Source organism: Dactylosporangium sp. CA-139114, from assembly GCF_050955725.1.
Taxonomy (GTDB): domain Bacteria; phylum Actinomycetota; class Actinomycetes; order Mycobacteriales; family Micromonosporaceae; genus Dactylosporangium.
In genome coordinates this window covers 84,995-100,343 of the sequence record NZ_CP192080.1, presented here as the reverse complement: position 1 = coordinate 100,343, position 15,349 = coordinate 84,995, and the positions used below count along the sequence as shown (strand labels likewise).

15 protein-coding genes and 1 tRNA gene are annotated in these 15,349 nt (G+C 68.7%); 6 read left to right on the top strand and 10 right to left on the bottom strand.

The features are described from left to right. Positions 1–37 precede the first annotated feature (37 nt). On the top strand, positions 38–1,972 hold the full coding sequence (locus ACQP2P_RS00475; protein ID WP_433612162.1) for a hypothetical protein: 1,935 nt from the start codon (positions 38–40) through the stop codon (positions 1,970–1,972). Here ACQP2P_RS00475 and ACQP2P_RS00470 read toward each other — a convergent pair. Next, positions 1,959–2,744, bottom strand: a complete 786-nt coding sequence (locus tag ACQP2P_RS00470) for an alpha/beta fold hydrolase (protein WP_433612160.1) — start codon at positions 2,742–2,744, stop codon at positions 1,959–1,961. The genes ACQP2P_RS00475 and ACQP2P_RS00470 overlap by 14 nt on opposite strands. Before the next feature lie 146 nt (positions 2,745–2,890). Here ACQP2P_RS00470 and ACQP2P_RS00465 point away from each other — a divergent pair, with 146 nt between their 5' ends. Next, entirely contained in the window at positions 2,891–4,477 is a 1,587-nt protein-coding gene (locus ACQP2P_RS00465; RefSeq protein WP_433612158.1) for a hypothetical protein, read from the top strand. A gap of 93 nt (positions 4,478–4,570) precedes the next feature. On the opposite strand, the gene ACQP2P_RS00460 is transcribed toward ACQP2P_RS00465, so the two are convergent. Then, entirely contained in the window at positions 4,571–6,883 is a 2,313-nt protein-coding gene (locus ACQP2P_RS00460) for a PKD domain-containing protein (RefSeq protein WP_433612156.1), read from the bottom strand. 50 nt (positions 6,884–6,933) lie between these two features. After that, positions 6,934–7,149 (bottom strand): hypothetical protein, encoded by a 216-nt coding sequence (locus tag ACQP2P_RS00455; RefSeq protein WP_433612154.1) that lies wholly within the window; start codon positions 7,147–7,149, stop codon positions 6,934–6,936. A 221-nt stretch (positions 7,150–7,370) separates the two neighbouring features. Between ACQP2P_RS00455 and ACQP2P_RS00450 the strand changes: the two genes are divergently transcribed. Continuing rightward, positions 7,371–7,766: a DUF6915 family protein gene (locus ACQP2P_RS00450; protein ID WP_433612152.1), complete on the top strand. Its 396-nt coding sequence runs from the start codon at positions 7,371–7,373 to the stop codon at positions 7,764–7,766. Further along, on the top strand, positions 7,763–8,260 hold the full coding sequence (locus ACQP2P_RS00445; RefSeq protein ID WP_433612150.1) for a hypothetical protein: 498 nt from the start codon (positions 7,763–7,765) through the stop codon (positions 8,258–8,260). The genes ACQP2P_RS00450 and ACQP2P_RS00445 overlap by 4 nt, the downstream gene beginning before the upstream one ends. Positions 8,261–8,647: 387 nt before the next feature. Here ACQP2P_RS00445 and ACQP2P_RS00440 read toward each other — a convergent pair whose 3' ends face one another. Further along, positions 8,648–9,007, bottom strand: coding sequence for a hypothetical protein (locus ACQP2P_RS00440; RefSeq protein WP_433612148.1), 360 nt, complete (start codon positions 9,005–9,007; stop codon positions 8,648–8,650). Positions 9,008–9,405: 398 nt separating this feature from the next. Continuing rightward, entirely contained in the window at positions 9,406–9,876 is a 471-nt protein-coding gene (locus ACQP2P_RS00435; protein ID WP_433612146.1) for a hypothetical protein, read from the bottom strand. 1,404 nt (positions 9,877–11,280) lie between these two features. Between ACQP2P_RS00435 and ACQP2P_RS00430 the strand changes: the two genes are divergently transcribed. Then, the gene (locus tag ACQP2P_RS00430) at positions 11,281–11,574 is read left to right on the top strand and encodes a hypothetical protein (RefSeq protein WP_433612144.1); all 294 of its coding nucleotides are present in this window, start codon (positions 11,281–11,283) and stop codon (positions 11,572–11,574) included. A 75-nt stretch (positions 11,575–11,649) separates the two neighbouring features. Then, a complete protein-coding gene (locus ACQP2P_RS00425) occupies positions 11,650–12,666 on the top strand; it encodes a site-specific integrase (protein ID WP_433612142.1) in 1,017 nt (338 codons plus the stop codon). A gap of 79 nt (positions 12,667–12,745) precedes the next feature. On the opposite strand, the gene ACQP2P_RS00420 is transcribed toward ACQP2P_RS00425, so the two are convergent. The 5 genes from ACQP2P_RS00420 to ACQP2P_RS00400 form a co-directional block, all read right to left on the bottom strand. Beyond that, complete coding sequence (locus ACQP2P_RS00420; RefSeq protein WP_433604667.1) at positions 12,746–13,663, bottom strand: IS5 family transposase; 918 nt, start codon at positions 13,661–13,663, stop codon at positions 12,746–12,748. Positions 13,664–13,950: 287 nt separating this feature from the next. Then, the gene (locus tag ACQP2P_RS00415; RefSeq protein ID WP_433612140.1) at positions 13,951–14,295 is read right to left on the bottom strand and encodes a type II toxin-antitoxin system PemK/MazF family toxin; all 345 of its coding nucleotides are present in this window, start codon (positions 14,293–14,295) and stop codon (positions 13,951–13,953) included. After that, complete coding sequence (locus tag ACQP2P_RS00410; RefSeq protein WP_433612138.1) at positions 14,292–14,537, bottom strand: hypothetical protein; 246 nt, start codon at positions 14,535–14,537, stop codon at positions 14,292–14,294. Before ACQP2P_RS00410 ends, ACQP2P_RS00415 begins: the two co-directional genes overlap by 4 nt. Before the next feature lie 177 nt (positions 14,538–14,714). Further along, positions 14,715–14,788, bottom strand: a tRNA-Gly gene (locus tag ACQP2P_RS00405). A 9-nt stretch (positions 14,789–14,797) separates the two neighbouring features. Then, positions 14,798–15,304 (bottom strand): pyridoxamine 5'-phosphate oxidase family protein, encoded by a 507-nt coding sequence (locus ACQP2P_RS00400; RefSeq protein ID WP_433612136.1) that lies wholly within the window; start codon positions 15,302–15,304, stop codon positions 14,798–14,800. Positions 15,305–15,349 lie beyond the last annotated feature (45 nt).

Below are 15,349 nucleotides of genomic sequence, written 5' to 3'. Positions count from 1 at the left end.
GTGTCGGCGGGAATCACCCTCGCCTACACTCCACCGGGTGAGAATTCGGGGGCGGGTGACGGGAAAGACCGTCGACGCGCTGGTCATGGTCGGTTTTGTCCTCGGTGCCATCTACGTGCTGGGACGCCTCTGGGTGGACCCGAACGGGCGCTACCTGACGCTGAACTTCCAGGACAGCTTCACGTTCGAGTGGTTCCTGACCCACGCGACCGAGCTGTTCACGAAGGGTGAGTCGCCCTTCTTCTCCGACGACATCAACGCGCCCCTGGGTGTCAACCTGATGGCGAACACGTCGGTGCTGACCCTCGCACTGCCGCTGACCCCGGTGACGCTGTGGCTCGGCGCCGGCGTGACCTTCGCGTTCATCTCCACGCTGGCCCTGGCCGCGACCGCGATCGCCTGGTACTGGGTGCTCACCCGCGAGTTCGGCCGCTCCCGCCCCGCCGCCGCGGTCGGCGCCGCGTTCCTGGGCTTCGCGCCGGCCATGATGTCGCAGATCGCCGGGCACCCGAACATCGCCGGGCAGTACTTCATCCCGCTGATCATCGCCGCGGTCTTCCGGATGCGCCACCCCGGCAACGTGTGGAGGCAGGGCCTCTGGCTCGCCCTGCTCGTGGTGCTGCAGGCCGGCATCAACGAGGAGATGCTGTTCTTCACGGCGATGGCGCTGTTCGTGTTCATCCTGGCCTACGTGCCGTGGAAGCAGCTGCCCGGCTTCGCGAAGGTCCTGCTGCCCAAGTGCGGCGTGACGCTGCTCGCCGCCGGGGTCGTGCTCGCCTACCCGCTGTACTTCCAGTTCACCGGCCCCCAGCACTACAGCGGCCTCGACGCGGGCGTGCGCGCGATCAACCTCGACGCATACTCCTACGTCACCTTCGGCCGCTACTCCATCGCCGGCGACGTCGCCGAGGCGGCCCGGCTGAACAAGAACAACGCCAGCGAGGAGAACGGCTTCTTCGGCTGGCCGCTCGCCATCGTGCTGGTCGCCGGCGCGGTCGCCCTGTGGCGCAACCGGCTGTCCCGGGCCCTGTTCCTCACCGCCGCCGTCTTCGCCGTCTTCTCCCTCGGCGACGTGATCCGCTTCAACGGCGTCGAGCACACCCACGTGCACGGCCCATGGAAGTGGATCAGCAAGCTGCCGCTGTTCGACTCGGTGGTGCCGACGCGGCTCGGGCTCATCGTGACGGTGTGCGTGGGTGTCGGCCTGGCCCTGCTGGTCGACAAGCTCGTGGTCGAGCGCCTGCGGCCCGCCAGTGTTTCTGGTGCCGCTCCCGCAGCGGTTCCGGCTCTCGAGCTCGAGCCCGCGCTGGTCGGCTCCGGTTCTCCCGGGGAGGTTTCCGAGGATTCTTCCGGGGAGGTCTTCGAGCAGCAGCCGCCGCCTCCGCCGGCCCGCGGCGGGGAGCCGGCCCCGCGCCGCAGCCCGAAGCTCGCCCTGATCTGGGGCATCGCGCTGCTAGCCGCGCTCGTCCCGCTGTTCCCGACCCCGCAGCCCGCGACCGGCCGCCCGCCGCTGCCGGCGCTGTTCACCAACGGCAACTGGCGCACCAAGCTGCCCCCGAACCCGGTCGTGGCTCCGCTGCCGGGCGGCTGGGACGACAACATCAAGATGATGCGCTGGTCGACCGAGACCAACTTCGAGGTGAAGCTGACGGCCGGATACTTCCTCGGCCCCAACGACACCGAGCCGGACGACAAGTTCGCGCACTTCGGCCCCGGCTACCGCGACACGATCATCTACCTGAGCTGGGTCGCCCGCCAGAACACGTCGCCCGCCGTGACCGAGGCGCAGAAGGCCGCGATCCGGGCCGACATCAAGCACTGGAAGGCCACCAACCTGGTGATGCCGGTGGGCTACTGGAACGAGAAGGTCCTGCGCGAGACGATCGACAAGCTGGTCGCCCCGGACGCGGCCCCGTCCCAGGTCGTCGACGGGGTCTACCTCTGGGACGTCCGCTCGATCAGCGGCGCCTGAGCACCAGCTCCGCGGCTCGGCGGGGGTGCATCTCCGGAATCCAGTGGCGCACGCCACGCAGGATTTCGAAGGTGTACTCCCCGTCGACCCACCGTTCACACCGGCGCGCGAGCCGCTCGGTGACGAACTCGTCCCCGTCGCCCCACGCGAAGACGGTCGGCACCCCGACCCGCGGGAAGGTGGCTCGTAGCGGCATCGCGCGGTACCAGTTCAAGGCTCGCCGGTTCTTCGCTCGCGCATAGCGGCGCGCGTGCTCGACCCCGAGCCCGCTGCGCACGAGCCACCGCTCGAACCTTCTCGGGGTCAGCACGAGCTCGGGCAGCCACGGAAGCTGCAAGAACCCGATGTAGGCCGACCGCCGCAGCTGCCGCACCCCGGCCCCGCTCCAGGCCCCGCGATGCGGCACCGACAAGGCGGTGAGGGTGCGCACGAGCCCGGGATGCCGCCCGGCCACATGAAACGCCAGCGCGGCACCCCAGTCATGCCCGACGAGGTCGAACCGTTCGATGCCGGCCGTTTCGGCGAGCGCGACGACATCGGTCGCCAGGGCATCGAGGGTGTACTTTCCGCGCTCCTTCGGGCTCGCCTTGTCGCCGTAGCCTCGAAGCTCCGGCACGAGCACGCGCCGCCCGTTCGCCACCAGGATCTCCGCCACCGCGGCCCAGGCCCGCCGATCCTGCGGAAACCCGTGCAGCAGCACGACCGCGGGCGCGTTCGCGTCGCCCAGATCGTCGACCGCGAACTCGAGCCCGTCGTTGCGGAACCGCTCCATCGCCTCATTCTGCGCCGCTTTTGTGCCGCTTCAAGCGCCGATGTCGGGAACGCGCAACGGGGCGGCACGGGATTGTCGGCGCGACTTACGCTCATCGCGATCCGCGGGGGGATCGGCCACCTGCGGTAACGGGAGGACGAGGTTCTGTGTCACGACGTCCGCGCCGCGGTGCGCTGTTGTCCGCCGTGGTGCTGTCCGTGGCTGCCGGCCTGTTCGGCGCCGCCACACCGGCTCAAGCCGGCCAAACCAACATCGATGCGCCCCTGATCTCGTGGGCCTACACGGACTCGGCGCATCCCGACACCACATACCTCAACCCCTCCGGCGACGCGCCGCTCGGCGCCTGGCGGGACGGCAGCAACCGGCAGCACGTGTCGCGCGTCTACGCGACCTTCGACGTCGCGGCGGTGCTGAGCAAGCACATCCTGTCGGCGAAGCTCGCCGTGCCGGAGACCCAGGCCGGCGACTGCGCGCACCGCCAGATCGAGGTCTGGGCGACCGCCGAGAGCGCGCGGCCGACGTGGCGCAACCCGCCGCGCGAGCTGCTCAAGCTGGGCACCCTCGGCCCGGTCGACCAGTGCCCGACCACCTACCCGCTGCTCGACCTCATCGACCTCGTCAACCGAGCGACCGCGGCCGGCGCCCACCTGCCGTCGCACGTCTCGATCGAGGTGCGGCTGCCGGAGGCGCTCGAGCATCGCCTGCCGCTCGGCCGCCGCATCGCCGCGCCGGTGCTGTACCTCGGCTACAACACCCCGCCCGCCGCGCCGGCCCCGATGTTCAACGGCCTCCGGCCGTGCGCGACCGGCGCCCCGTACCCGTACCTGAGCGGCCTCACGCCGGTCCTCGAGGCCATGGTGCGCGACGCCGACCCGGACGACACCTACCTCACCGGCGAGTTCACGATCTGGCCGGTCGACCACCCCGACCAGCGCACGACGATCACCGACCAGCTCATGTCGAACGGCCACGTCGACGGGGTCACCCCGCCGGCCGGCGCGCTCGCCGACAACACGACCTACGCGTGGCAGGTGCGGACCAACGACGGCGCCGACAACTCGCCGTGGTCGCAGACGTGCTACTTCACCACCGATGCCACGGCGCCGGACAACGCGCCCGAGGTGACGTCGCCCAACTACCCGAGCCACGCCACGCGCTACCCGGGCGGCGACCCGATCGTCTACAACCTGGCCCCGAACGGCGTCGGCGACGTCTACGGCTACCAGTACAGCTGGAATGGCGTCTTCTCCGAGTTCGGCGCCTTCATCGGCCCGAACGGCGTGCCCGAGTGGACCGACCCGTTCTCGATGCCGGGCGTCGTGCACGCCGACCAGAACGGCGGCGCGACCCTCACCCTGTCGCCGCCGAGCAGCGGCTTCGTGACCCTGAGCGTGCGCAGCTTCGACCGGGCGTTCAACCCCTCGCCGATCACGTCGTACCGAGTGATCATCGCCAGCACCGCCCCGACGGTGACCGGCCCGGCCGCTGCGATCGTCGGCGTGCCGTTCCGGATCGACTTCGCGCCCGGCCCCAACACGGGCACCATCACCAACTACGTCTACACCGTGAATGGCGGCGCCGAGCAGACGGTCGCCGCGGCCTCGGACGGCACCGCGTTCGTCGAGGTCACGGCCGACCGGCCGGGCGCATTCCAGGTCGACGTCTCCAGCCGCAGCGCGAACGGCTGGGTGTCGCCCGCGGCCCACGGCCTCTGGTCCGCGACGGCCTCCTAGGCCTCGAGGTGCGCTGACCTCGTGACGACGAGAAGGGCCCGCGCTGCTCGAGCGCGGGCCCTCACTCGTGTTCGCTGTCGGCGTTCGGCCAGGTCAGCGGTCGAACTGCTCCCACGGGCCGATCGCCGTGCGGTTCGCGATCAGCGACGAGTTGCCACCGTTCTCCGCCGTCACGTACCGGTTGTTGACCCCGGCCAGCAGACTGATGCTGCCGTCGGCGTTGGCGATCACCTTGAACTTCTCCCACGGGCCGACGGCCGCGCGGTTGGCGATCAGCGGCTGGTTGCCGCCCGCCTCCGCGGTGACGAAGAGGCCGTTGGCCCGCGAGTACAGCGCCACCCAGCCGCCGCCCACGTCGACCAGGTCGAACTGCTCCCAGGAGCCGATCGCCGTGCGGTTGGCGATCAGGGGCGAATTGCCGCCGTTCTCCGCCGTGACGTACCGGTTGTTGGCCCGGGCCCGCAGCGTGACGGTGGCGTTGGCCGCGTCGACCGGGCTGAACTCCTCCCACGGGCCGATCGCGGCCCGGTCGGCGGTCATCATGCTGACGCCGTGGTTGCTGCTCAGGTACCTTCCGTTCACCACCGAGCGCAGGCTGATCGTGCCGTCGGCGTTGTTCGTGATCGTGAACAGCGTGTCGTCGCTGCTTGTGGACGCGCTCCAGGCTCCCACGACGTTCGAGCCGGCGGGAACCTCCGGGCCGACGAGCGCCGTGCAGTACAGGCCGTTGACGCGGGACCGCAACGCGACCAGGTCGCCGCCGACCTTCACGAGCTCGAACAGTTCCCCGCCGCCGATCGTGGGCTGGTACGCCCGCATCTGCATGTTGCCACCCTCGGTGGCGCTGACGTAGCGGTTGTTGTCGTGCGCCAGCAGCGCGAACGTCCGGGCCGCCGGCCACAGCGACTTGGACTGCTGCTGGGTTCCGCTGTACCCGTTGACGTCGACGGCCGTGACCGAGATGGAGTACGTCCCCGGCGTCGAGTAGTGGTGGGTGGCGACCGGCGACGTCTGCGTCACCGGGCCGGTGGAGTCGCCGAAGTCGAAGCGGTACTTGGCGATGGGCACGTAGCCGGGGACCGTGCGCGACGCGTCCACCGCGACCGAGTTGCCGGCCTGGTCCGCCGTGACGGTCACGATCGGTGACGGGCCCGGGATGAACTCGGAGTTTCCGCGGTCGGCGTAGGTGACCGGCCCGGCGCCCGTGTTGGGCTGCGCCGGGTTGTCCTCGCGCGGTTTGCCGAAGGAGTCGGTGCTCTGATACCCCGGCGCGGCCGAGTTCGCCGAGTCCTCCAGGTGCGCCTGGTCGACGACGTCGGTGTCGTGCGCGGCCTGACCGGAGGCGGCCCGGAAGCCGGCCAACCCCAGGGGGCCGTTCCACCAGTACAGCGAGTTCGGCGACGCCGAGCGGGAGACGGCGTTGTAGTCGACCACCGTGGTGCCCGCCGCGCCGTCGTACAGGCCGATCTCGGGCCCGCTCGGCACGGCCGGGTCGCAGCCGGTCGTGAAGGACACGTCGCTGGTCGCGACGTTGTTCTGCACGGACACGCCGGCGGACGCGCCGGCCACGCGGATGCCCCCGAGGCAGTTGAAGTCCAGCGAGTTGTTCGTGATCGCGGTACCGGTGGCGCCGTTGTTGAGGATCCCGACGCCGTGGCCGCTCATCACCGTGTTGTTGACGATCGTGTTGTCCGCCGCCCCGGGCCGCAGCGCGATGACCGCGACCGCTCCGCCGTAGGTGCTGCTGCTGACGATCGTGTTGTTCGAGCCGGCGACGTCGACGGCCACGCTGCCGGCCGGCCGGCCGACGCTGACCGTCAGCCCCTTGAGCACCGTCCGGGACGTCGCCCCGTCCAAGGCCACGCCGGCCGACACCGCACCGCCGTTGACCTTCACGCCGGTGAGCGCCGAATCCGTCACGGCGGAGAGCCGGATCGCCGGCCCGCTCGCCTCGTTCGCCATGGTCACAGTCGCGTCGGCGACCGAGATCCGCGCGCCGTTGCTCACCGCGAACGCGGGCGCACTCGCCACGTTCAGCACGTCGATGCCGAGGATGGCGACGTCGTGCTGCCCGTCGACGGTGAACCCGGCGTTCGGCCCGGCCACGCGCGCCGCCCCCGCCGCGGAGGCCTGCAGCGTGACGTCGGACTTGCCGACGGTCACGCGCTCGTTGAACACCCCGGTGACCTGGGCCGCCTGCCCGGGCGCCAACGCCCCGACCGCGGCCGTGATCGTGCAGAACGGCTTGCTCTGGCTGCCGCCTCCGGTGTCGGAGCAGCCGGAGCCGAAGGTGTTGTTGACGTACAACGGGGTCGTCGCGGCGAATGCGGAGCCGGCCCCCGCGACCAGCCCCACACCGGCGGCCACCACGACGGTCGTGAGGCCGGAAAGGATGGATTTACCCACGCTGCTCCTCTTTCAGGGGCACTCGGCGGGATTGCATAGTCGCTGATCATTCAGCGGCGCGCGCCGATTATGCGTGGCCCGACCACATTGGACAACCCCGTATCGTGCAGGGACAGCGGTCGTGGTGATCCGGCCGGTTGGCGATCCCAGAAGTTGTACGCATACTCGCCCGGCAGCGGGCGCGAGCGCGGCCCGAGGCGGACGCGGCCGACGGAGAGCAGGGCTAATCCGAGCGCGACGCTCAACAGCTCCGGCAGGTCGCTCACCGGCGGGAGCAGGCGACGCGCTCCCCGTCACCGGCGGAAATCTGGCACGCATCATCGGCCTGGTGTAGTGGCATGCTGACGACACGTCCGGCCATGAGCCGCCTCCGTGCCCAGACCGGAGAACCGCCGCTCAGCCCGCCGTTGCATCACCGCCAGGTCATGATCTACGTTGCGACCCGCAGCGCGATACCACACCGGCGGCGCGGGACATGAGGTACTGCGTGAACAGTTGGCACCATGCGGTCTCGGCGGCCCACAAATGGGGCGGTGCACCTGAGGACTATATCGATATTGAGGAGTTCATCGATTCCTCGAAGAAGCTCATCGGCGACGTCCGGCACCGGTCGCTGTACCACCACACCGAAGGCGTCTGGCTGTGTCAACGCATCTTCGGCCGCACCATTGACATCACACGTAGCGCAGGCAAAGTGATTCAGGTCCCCGTACGGCTGGTTGCGGAGCGACACGTGCTCGAGGACCTCGGCTGGCTTCCATCACCAGCTGACTACATCGCCGGCATGCCGATCAAGCCGTGGATGTCCGGCACCCAACGCACCGAGCTGCCCTTGTCGCATCTCCTGAAACACGAAGACCGAGAAGAAGGACCCACCGAATGAGCCAACAGAATTTTCTCGGCATCCCGGTTGACGGCGAAATCACCCGAGCCGACCCCCGGGTCCGGCAACGACCGCTTTCGGACCTCGAACCACTGATTCGCGCTCTGCTCGACGACAGCACAATCGTCGAGTTCGGCTGGACCCAGTACACCCCTTATTTCAATGATGGCGAACCATGTGTGTTCAGGGTCAACCCGCCATGGTTCCGCACTCCGGATGATCCGGTGCTCGACCCGCAGCTCACCTACGAGCTCTCACTCAGAGGCGACGAACACCCGACTCTCGGCGGGCGCCCCTTCCAATGGGCGGATGGCCAGTACAGGGATCTCCCCTACGTCGGGCCGGATGAAGAACGCTACAACCGCGCCCGCCTCCTGAGCGACGCGTTCGACAGCGGCGCCTTCGATGATGTGCTGCTTGAGGCGTTCGGCGAGCACGCCCACATCACTGTCCGCCGGAGCGGGATCACGGTGGATCGGTACGCACACGAATAGCTCGCGATCCGCCGCAACCTACGAACGCCAGGCACACTGCCCCGACCTGGCGTTCGTTGTGGCTCGAATGGGCGGCCGGAGCCGACGACGCAGCCGTTCCAGCCCTGCGAACGCAGACGCCGACGCGATGCGGCGACGCTTCTTCGCGTTGATGCCCCGCACCCCGTCCGCCCGGACCAGTTCAGGGGGGCACGCGGCGGACACGGCTGACCGCAGGCCGACCACGAGCGGTTCGGGGTCTTCGCCGTGAAGGTCGTGTACGCCGCCACGCCGGCCGGTGCCGGCGCTTGCGCCTCGCGACGAGCCGGAAGCTGCCCTTGACCAGCCGGCCCGGCCGTGACCAGGTCATCGCCGACCGGCTCGGTCAGATGATCGAACAGAGCCGGTCTACGTCTCCGGCGGCAGAGGATTGATCGGAACGTACGACAGCGCCCAGCGGGTGAGGCGGAGCAAGGTCTTCCCGTCAACGTCCGGCAATTGATCGAAGTCTTCGGCAAGGAGGTCGAGCGAGAAATGTTCGACCTCCTTGTCCGGCATCCGGACAAGGATCAGACAGCGGTAGGAGAGCTGAGGGGTCCGCTCGCGCAGCACCGCGCGAAGGAAGCCGCGAGCGCTGTCCGGCAGGTGCTCCATCAGCCAATCGGGGCGGCGCCCCGCCCCGAGGTGCAAGCTCCGTGCTTTCGCGGTGAGGTCGATCAGTTCTTCCTTGGTGATGCGCTTGATGGCGTCGGGCACCTCGTACTGCACCCGCGGAGGGTACCTACGCACGCCAAGGGGCACGCAGAGGGCACGTGCACCGGGGGGAGATCGATATACGGCGGCCCGGGAGCGGCGATCATGCCGTCTACTTGGGCCGGACCGACCGGAGCGGGTGAAGGGAATCGACGCGGGGCACCCCGAGACGGGGCCACCAGGCTTGACGGTCGCGGCACTCGACGCCGACGACGGCAGCGCCTGCCGGCTCCCGCTCGCGCGGGATGTGGCCACGGTCCGTGCCGAAATCGTGTGAGAGCTGGGCGCGAGAGACCCGAACCGACCAGGACGGCCGCTGCGTTCAGCGGCCGTCCTGATCAGTGGAGGTGCCGGGTCGTCCGACAGTCAGATCTTGTTAACGATCATGAAGTCGACGTCGGACCCGGCCTCGGCTACGGGCAGGACTTGATCAACTCGGCGGTTACGTCCCTGCTGCGCTGCAGCAGGTCGTTGCCTCCTTCGACGCCGTCGCCGGCGTTGTAGCGCTTGAGGGCGGCGACAAGGTCGTCGAGTGCCTTGCGCAACTCGGGTCCCTGCACTTGGGCGGCCAGCGGTTCAAGTTTGCCGACCCACTCGATCGCCGTGGCGCGCAACTCTTTCACGGCAGCATCGCCGGCCGCGGCGTCGCCCTTCTTCATTGCGGCGTTGTCCTTTTCGACATTGTCGCTGAACTTGACCGAGTACTGGAGATGGACGGCCTTGACGTCGACGCAGGCGTGGGCGTCCGGTGGAGCGGAGGCCGAGAGAGTTGGTGCGGCCGAGGTCGTGGCAGCGGTATCGGCTTCGGCCGGGCCGTTGTCGCCGCAGCCGGCCCCAAGGAGCAGCACTGCCGTCGCGACCATGGCGGCCGTGAGGTGACGCATAAGGGGGTCTCCTTCGGATCGTGTGACCCGCAGGAGTCTAGGTACCCGACCATCCGCCATGTGTCCGTGACATTGGACACTGATGGCAATACATTCCGTCCAAGATTTCTTCGCCGCCGCGTCGATCGGCCGGCACTGCGAGCACTGCCTACCGATGCGATCCCGAGTCAGTGCCCGCACGCCGTGCGAACAGATCCGCGGCCTGTTCGAGCTCAACGGGACGCCGCAGATCCGGCGACTCCGCACCGCAACTCACGCTGCAGCCGCACCTAGCTACTGCGGTCGGCGTTCGCGGCCCGGTCCTCGGTCATGCCGGTGGGCTCGGGGCGCTTCGTGTTTCTGGCCCTCTCGCTGGATCTGGCGTCGCTGATTCGCTACGGGCGCGGGGCTTGCCTGCCGCGTCGCCGAAGGCGTAAGCGGCAGGGCGAGAAGCGCCCTCCGAGCGCCGCGGTGCGCCGCGTCAGCGGCGCCTTGAACTTCCAGCGCACCGCCGACTGGACCGTCGCCGTCGCTGCTGCCGGGCTGCCCGGCTTCCACTTCCACGACCTGCGCCACACCGGCAACACCCTCGCTTCGCGCACCGGCGCGAGCCTCGGGGACCTCATGGCAGGATGGGACACAGCTCCACCCGGCCGCGTTGATCTACCAGCACACGGCCAACGAACGGAATCGGCACATCGCCGACGCACTCAGCGACCAGATCACCCGGCAGCGCGATCGGGCATGTCGCCTGGCCTGGGCTTCTCCGGTGGAACGGGTGGAGGGAATCGAACCCTCACTGTCAGCTTGGGAATCGTGTTGATCTCTACAGTCGGTGACCGGCTGGGCGAGCTGACCAACACGGAACGTAGATGTTCGGGTGGGACGTTGACCGTTGGAGACCGCCGCCTCCCCTGCGATCGGGCACGGTTCGGGCACGCGCGACCGGTGGAGAAGACATGGCACGCAAGACGACGAATCGGCGCGGCGCTCCTGCGCTTCTGACGCTTACGTGTCAACTTCGGGTTGACGCTATACACGACCGCGAGCGTTCCTAGTCCGGACCCGGCGGGGCCGCGCGAACAGCGCGTGGAGGTTCTCAGCGGTGACCGCTCACAGCGGTGGCGCCCTCACCGGTGCCAGGTTCTAGGGATGGCGGCGGGGAGGGTGTCACCGCACCGCAAGTCGCGCTGTGACCGCAACTCGGCTCCTACGGTCGGCGTTCCGCGCCCTGGTCCTCGACTATGGCGGCTCTTCGAACTTGGTGGGGTTTGGAGCGCCGGGCGGCGTGCCACTGGCCGTAGTTGCACCGCATAGCAGTTCCTCGCATTGCTGAGCCCGGCCGTTTCGCAACGGAGAATCATCGGTCATGCTGCATGGGTGACACCAGCCGTGCTGCGACGGACACTCCCTAGAGTCGGATCGATGCTCATCCTCGCGGGGCTTCTGGCTTGGCTCGGCACTCCACAATTCTTCCTGGAAGCCAGGCGCGTGAATGCCTGCACCAACCCGAACTATCAGTCGACGATGTTGCTCGTCGCCTGCGGTGTCGGCGGCCCGCTGCTCGTCGCGGTCGGGTTCGGCCTGGCGCGTCGCCCGCGAGGCGCGCTGATCTGGATTGCACTCGCACTCCTCACGCTGGGCGGGCTTCTTGCCATCGGCGCGGTCACTGCGGAGCAGGTCGGGCTGGAGCAGTCGTACGTTCGGTGCGACGGCTAGGCAACCTAGATCCGCGGGCATCTCGACCACCGCCAACTTCGAAGAGCCGCTATGCCGGCGGGTCGAGGCGTTTTCGTGTTTCTGGGCCTGTGTCGGCTGGATCTGGCGTCGCTGAGCCCGGTGCGGGCGCGGGGGGGCTTGCCTGGCCGCGTGGCGAAGCCTAAGCGGCCAGGGCGCGAAGCGCCCCCAGGCGCCGCGGTGCGCCGCGTCAGCGGCGCCTTGCTCGCTGGCGTCGAAACCCAGATCCTGACCAGCACGTGGCGGAACCCGGATGTGGGCCGCATTTCTTTCGGCAACTACATCGCCGAGTGGATCGCGCAACGGCCGAACCTCCGGCCCCGGACGATCGACCTCTACCGCTGGCTCTACCGGCGGTACCTCGAACCGAAGCTTCAAGACGTGGCGCTCGGCGACATCACGCCGGGCCTGGTTCGCGCATGGCGAGCCGACCTCATCACCGAGGGCATCACCGCGACGATGGTCGCGAAGGCGTACCGCCTGCTCCGCGCCGTGCTGAACACGGCCGTTGACGACGAGCTGATCCGCCGCAATCCGTGCCGTATCAAGGGCGCCGGTACCGAGCGTGCCGCTGAACGCCCGACGGCCACCGTCGCCCAGGTCTTCGACCTCGCCGGGCGCGTCCCTGCCCGCTACCGGGCGCTCATCCTCCTGGCTGCGTTCACCAGCCTGCGCCACGGCGAACTCATCGCGCTGCGACGCCAAGACTTCGACTCTCGTCGCGGCACCCTCACGGTGCGCACCACGCTGGTCGAGCTGCAAGATGGCCGGCTGCTGTTCGGCCCGCCCAAGACCGAGGCCGGTATGCGCACCGTCACGGTGCCGACCGCGATCCGCCCGGACGTGCGGAAGCATCTCAAGGACTTCACCGGCGAAGCGCCCGATGCGCTGATCTTCACCGGTGTGACCGGCGCCGTGCTGCGCCGTTCGAACTTCCAGCGGACCGCCGATTGGACCGTCGCTGTAGCCGCCGCCGGCCTACCCGGCTTCCACTTCCATGACCTGCGCCATACCGGCAGCGCGATCGGACACGTAACGGGCACGCCGGGAAACGGCAGCGACCGGCATAGATGAAGGCCCAGGCTCGGCATACCGCCTGGCCTGGGCCTCAACAGTGGAGCGGGTGAAGGGAATCCGCCCACTAGGCCGTGTGTCATAAGTGCTTCGCGAGGCGGCGCAGCCAGATGTCGATGATGCTGATGGTTGTGGTGGTCTCGTACCGCACGGCGAGCTTTTCGTAGCGGGTGGCTACCGCTCGATGGGCTTTGAGCAGGTTGATCCCGCACTCCACGGCGTGGCGCTGCCGGTAGGCCACCAGGTCGAACGCTGGTGGCCTACCGCCCCGCGAACCGCGTGCGCGGCGGTGGGCGGCCTGATCAACTTTGATCGGGATGACGCACCGGATCGACCGCCGCCGCAGGTACTCCCGGTTCGCGCGGCTGCTGTACGCCTTGTCAGCCAGGACCCGGTCCGGGCGGACCCGCGGCCGGCCACCACCGGCACGGACCACCCGGATCCGGCGCAGCACCGTAGTGAACTGCGGGCTGTCCCCGCGCTGCCCGGCAGTCAGTACCAGCGCCAGGACTTTGCGGCCCTGCTCACAGGCCAGATGCAGCTTCGTGGTCCAGCCGCCCCGGGACCGGCCCAGCGCGTGATCACCCGGCTCCGCCGCGCCGTCCCCACCCGGCGGCTCGACCTGCAGATCGGGCCGCTTGCGGGCACCGGCGGCGTGCTGGTGCGCCCGGGTGATCGTCGAATCCACGCTCACGTCCCAGCCGATCAGACCCGCCGCGTCGGCGCGGCCCTGCACCACCGACAGGATCCGCGCCCAGGTACCGTCGCGCTGCCACAGCCGGTACCTGCCATAGATCGTGCGCCAGTGCCCGTAGCACTCCGGCACGTCCCGCCACGGCGACCCGACCCGGATCCGCCACCGAATCCCGTCAATAAGCTGCCGCTTACTCCACCTCGGCGGCCGGCCTGACTTCTTCCCCGTGGGCAGCAGCGGTTCCAGCAGCGCCCACTGCGCGTCGGTCAGGTCGAACCGCCTCGTCACCGCTACGCTGGCCACGAGGTCTCCGTGCAGATGGTTGTCTTGGTCGATAACCCATCTACCGGAGACCTCGCCACATATCGATCACCGACACGCCCGACCAGTCAACTCACCACCACCACTACACGACCCACTTCTGACACACGGCCTAGGCACATGAACTTCCAGGTCGCGCCTAGCTGCAAGCGGCCTGGACCGGCCAGCTGTCGCCTGGGCTACTGGCCCGCGAATGGCCCGGACGTGCGTTGCTCCCGGTAGAACCAGCTGACAGCCCGCAAGTAGCATCAACGGCTCCGCTGATCCGCCTACACATCGATCATCTGTCGCAGCACCGTCTTCACAGCTGACTTCTCATCATCGGTAAGCACCCATGCTGGCCGCTGTCCTTGCAGACGCGACCTGGCGATAGTCCGCACCTGCTCCGTGATGACAAACCCGGCTGGGCGGTTTGCTGGGTGCACCGGAACGCGGTGCAGCCAGCCGGAGCGGTCCCGTGTCGTCACCGGAAGCACGGTAACGAGCGCCTCTCCGGTCAACCGAAGGTGGAACGCGCTGGAGACCACCAGCACCGGACGACGGCCGGCCTGCTCGCGGCCTTCAGTCGGGTCTAGGTCAGCCCACCAGACCTGCCACGGCTGAACAGCCGTCACGCAGCCTCATCCCATGCGTCGGCCGTCGGCGCAGAGGCTCGATCTTCCCGGTCGGCCTCGGCTACGTACTCGCCCCAACCCTCCGGATCCGTCGCCCGGTATGCGTCCATGGCGGCAATGGCCTTCATCTGCCAGTGCTCAGCCAACAACCGACGGATCGTCTCGTCCGCCGACGCACCACCCATATCCTCACCGGCGACACGGGTCAGGTCGTCTCGGGTGGACTCGTCTACCCGGATCATTACGCTACCCATACCAGGAGAGTACCCCACCTGAAGACAGATCCGTATACATCGACGTATACACGCAGCGCTCGACGCGGCCACGGCGTCGATACTCGAGGTGCGGAGCAGCACTTCAAAGTGATCGACCAAGCAAAGGCCCCGGTCGGACCAACGTCCTGACCAGGGCCTTTGCGATGGAGCGGGTGAAGGGAATCGAACCCTCACTGTCAGCTTGGGAAGCTGATGTTCTGCCATTGAACTACACCCGCGAGCGACGCCTACTGTACCGAATCCACGGCGTTAGCGCACGGACCATTATGCCGCGCCCGCGGAACATGCCCCGGCCGGTCCTTCCACACGGTGCGCGTCGACGTCGTCGGAGTGTCGTACTGCACGTACATCGCCAGGTCGACGGTCAGTTCGTACAGCTTCCAGTCGATGCCCGGCGCCGCGTGCATGAGCAGGGCGAGGCGTTCGACCAGACCGGCGTCCGACACGACGCTCGCGTGGCCGGACACGTACGCCTCGTCGGCGGTGTCCTCCGACGGGAAGCTGTGCAGGGAGTAGCGGCCGTCGCGGTCGAGGTCGTGGCGCTTCGGGGAGCGCAGGACGAAGCAGAACAGGCCCTCGTCCGTGATCACCGGTGAGACGGGGTGGATGCGGGGGCCGCCGTCGGGGCGGACGGTTGCCAGGTAGCCCAGGCCCGGGCCGTACTGACACACGAGCGTGCGAATGGCCGACGCCAGCAGGGGGTCGGCGGCGGCGAACTCAGCCCACGTTGCCATGCCTCAAAAGTACTCGAACACGTGTACGATCGTTGCCGAATTCCC